The sequence below is a fragment of the Thermohalobacter berrensis genome, from assembly GCF_003609645.1.
GTDB classification, from domain to species: domain Bacteria; phylum Bacillota; class Clostridia; order Tissierellales; family Thermohalobacteraceae; genus Thermohalobacter; species Thermohalobacter berrensis.
Genome location: NZ_MCIB01000033.1, coordinates 1 through 2,491, shown reverse-complemented (window position 1 = coordinate 2,491; position 2,491 = coordinate 1). Strand labels below are relative to the sequence as shown.

The window sequence follows — 2,491 nt, the reverse complement described above, 5'->3', positions numbered from 1 at the left end:
AGTAAAAATACAGTATCTTTTATACCCAAGTTTTAATAAAAATATTCTTAAGATATTTAAGTATAATTTAGAGTCAGCAGAGTTAATATAAAATTAAGATTAAAGTTGTTTGGAGGGATATTAATGATTCAAATAAGAACTGATTTGGCAATTGAAGCTAGAGAACTTTATAAAGAAAGAGTAAAACAAGAAATACCAGGTGTTGAAGTAAAAAGGGAAGAAGAAGAGGATTACACAGTTACTCGAGTAAAGATAGCTAATAAAACCGGTGAAAGTAAAATGGGCAAGCCTGTTGGTAATTACATAACTATAGAATCTCAAGGTCTTAGAAAGGCAGACCAAGATCTAAAGGATAAAATAAGTACAGTTCTTGCTAAAGAGTTAAAACAGCTTCTTAACTTAGATAAATCCACAAAAACACTAGTGGTAGGTTTAGGAAATTGGCATGTAACCCCAGATGCTTTAGGACCAAAGGTTGTTGAGAAAGTTTTTGTAACTAGACATTTTTTCAAAGCTTATAAAAAAGATGAAGATGAAACTATGGCAAATGTTTCAGTTATTTCTCCTGGAGTTATGGGTCTTACTGGTATAGAAACTAGTGAAATTATTAAAGGTATAGTTGAAAAGACAAATCCTAATTTAGTAATAGCAATTGATGCTTTAGCATCAAGGAAAACTGAAAGGGTTAGCACAACTATACAAATATCTGATGTAGGCATAAATCCAGGTTCAGGAGTAGGAAATAAACGAAAAGCTCTAAATAAGCAATACTTGGGAGTTCCTGTTGTAGCTATAGGAGTACCTACTGTTGTAGATGCAGCAACAATGGTTAATGATACTATGGACTTAATATTAAGTGAGATGAAAAAACAATCTGAAAAAGGAAGCAGATTTTATTCGTTACTTGAAGGAATGGATGATGAAGATAAACATAGTTTAATTAGGGAGGTTTTAACCCCTTATATGGGTAATCTAATGGTAACTCCTAAAGAAGTGGATGATTTAATAGATGACCTTTCTGTAGTAATTGCAAATGGTTTAAATATTTCATTACACCCAGGTATAGATTTGAAAGATGTTAATAGATATCTAAATTAACTAGTGTCTGCAAATAGCAGACACTTTTTTTATGATTCATATTAGAATAATTTGAAGAATATAATTTCATATAGTAGTCCTAACAACTTTAGAAAAGATTTTAAAGGAGTGTTTTTATGAAAAGAACTTTTTTAAATGATAGGAGTTTTGTTTACGTTATAATTGCTATAATATGCCTTATAATATTTTTTATAGGGTATAAAATTATCAATAAAAATAAAGATGCAGCAGAGAAAACTAATGAAGTAGTTACTACATTTAATCAAAATGGAGAAATATATAAAGAAAAAGAAAATAATTTAGATAATACAAATAAGAATAAAAAAAGGATTAATTTTTTTTTGAAAACCTTTGTAAAAAGTAATACATATATGGAATTAGCATATGAAATGGAAGGTGAAAGTCATAAAGATTTAGGAATTATTAATAATATATTTGATAGAATAGTTTCAATAATTAAGCCAAAACGGTATTTAAAGTCACAGCTTCCAGCCATACTTAATATATCTGATACACTTAAAGTAAGTACTAAATATGAAACTATAAATAAAAGTACAGATAAAAAATTTGAAACTGATAATAAAAATGATAAAGATACAAAAGAAACTCCACTTTTAAAAGATAAAATAATTTTTATTGAAGACCCAAGTGAATCAGAAGAAGGGGAAATGATAGAAAATACTAATGAGGAAATAGCAGAAGATATTTTATCTAAAATAGAGATGCCTAAAAAAATTAATGTTAATTTAAATAAACCATATATTCTCATATATCATACCCATGGGACTGAAGCATATTTACCTATAGAAGAAAATCAATTTCATACTACAAAAAGGGGATATAATGTTTTAACAATAGGTGAAATTATAAAAGAACAATTAAGTAGTGAGGGTCATAATATAAACCATGTCAATATATATCATGATATTCCCTCATATAGTAAATCTTACTATATGTCTTTAAAAACAGTCAAAGAGGTTACAGAAAAAAATAAAAACATAAAAATAATATTTGATATTCATAGAGATGGAGTTCCGGAGAATGCTAGTTATCTAGATAAAGCTCTTGAAGAATCAAAAATAAAAATAGATGGAAAGGAAGTTGCTACATTTTCTTTAGTAATTGGTCCAGAGAATCCAAACAGGGAAGAGTTGATAAAATTTGCAAAGTTTATAAAAGCAGTTTCAGATAGTATGTATCCAGGTTTATGTAAAGGGATAATAGAAAAACCCTATGGAAAATTTAATCAGTATATGAGTAACTACTATGCTTTAATAGAAGTAGGTAGTAATCTTAATACTATAGATGAAGCTAAAAATTCTGCTAAATTAATAGGAAATGTATTAAGCAAAGTAATAAATGAAATTACAAGATAGAAGTACCTTAATCTCTT

2 protein-coding genes are annotated in these 2,491 nt (G+C 27.6%); both read left to right on the top strand.

Annotated features, from left to right (window positions below; all coding sequences use genetic code 11):
- Positions 1-123: 123 nt before the first annotated feature.
- Positions 124-1,098 (top strand): GPR endopeptidase, encoded by a 975-nt coding sequence (gene gpr, locus BET03_RS10010; RefSeq protein ID WP_120169900.1) that lies wholly within the window; start codon positions 124-126, stop codon positions 1,096-1,098.
- A gap of 116 nt (positions 1,099-1,214) precedes the next feature.
- Positions 1,215-2,474, top strand: a complete 1,260-nt coding sequence (gene spoIIP, locus BET03_RS10005; protein ID WP_120169898.1) for a stage II sporulation protein P — start codon at positions 1,215-1,217, stop codon at positions 2,472-2,474.
- Positions 2,475-2,491 lie beyond the last annotated feature (17 nt).

What these genes read in the sequence shown, in the direction of transcription:
- gpr (WP_120169900.1), top strand. Translation starts at nt 124, where the DNA reads ATGATTCAAATAAGAACTGATTTGGCAATTGAAGCTAGAGAACTTTAT.
- spoIIP (WP_120169898.1), top strand. Translation starts at nt 1,215, where the DNA reads ATGAAAAGAACTTTTTTAAATGATAGGAGTTTTGTTTACGTTATAATT.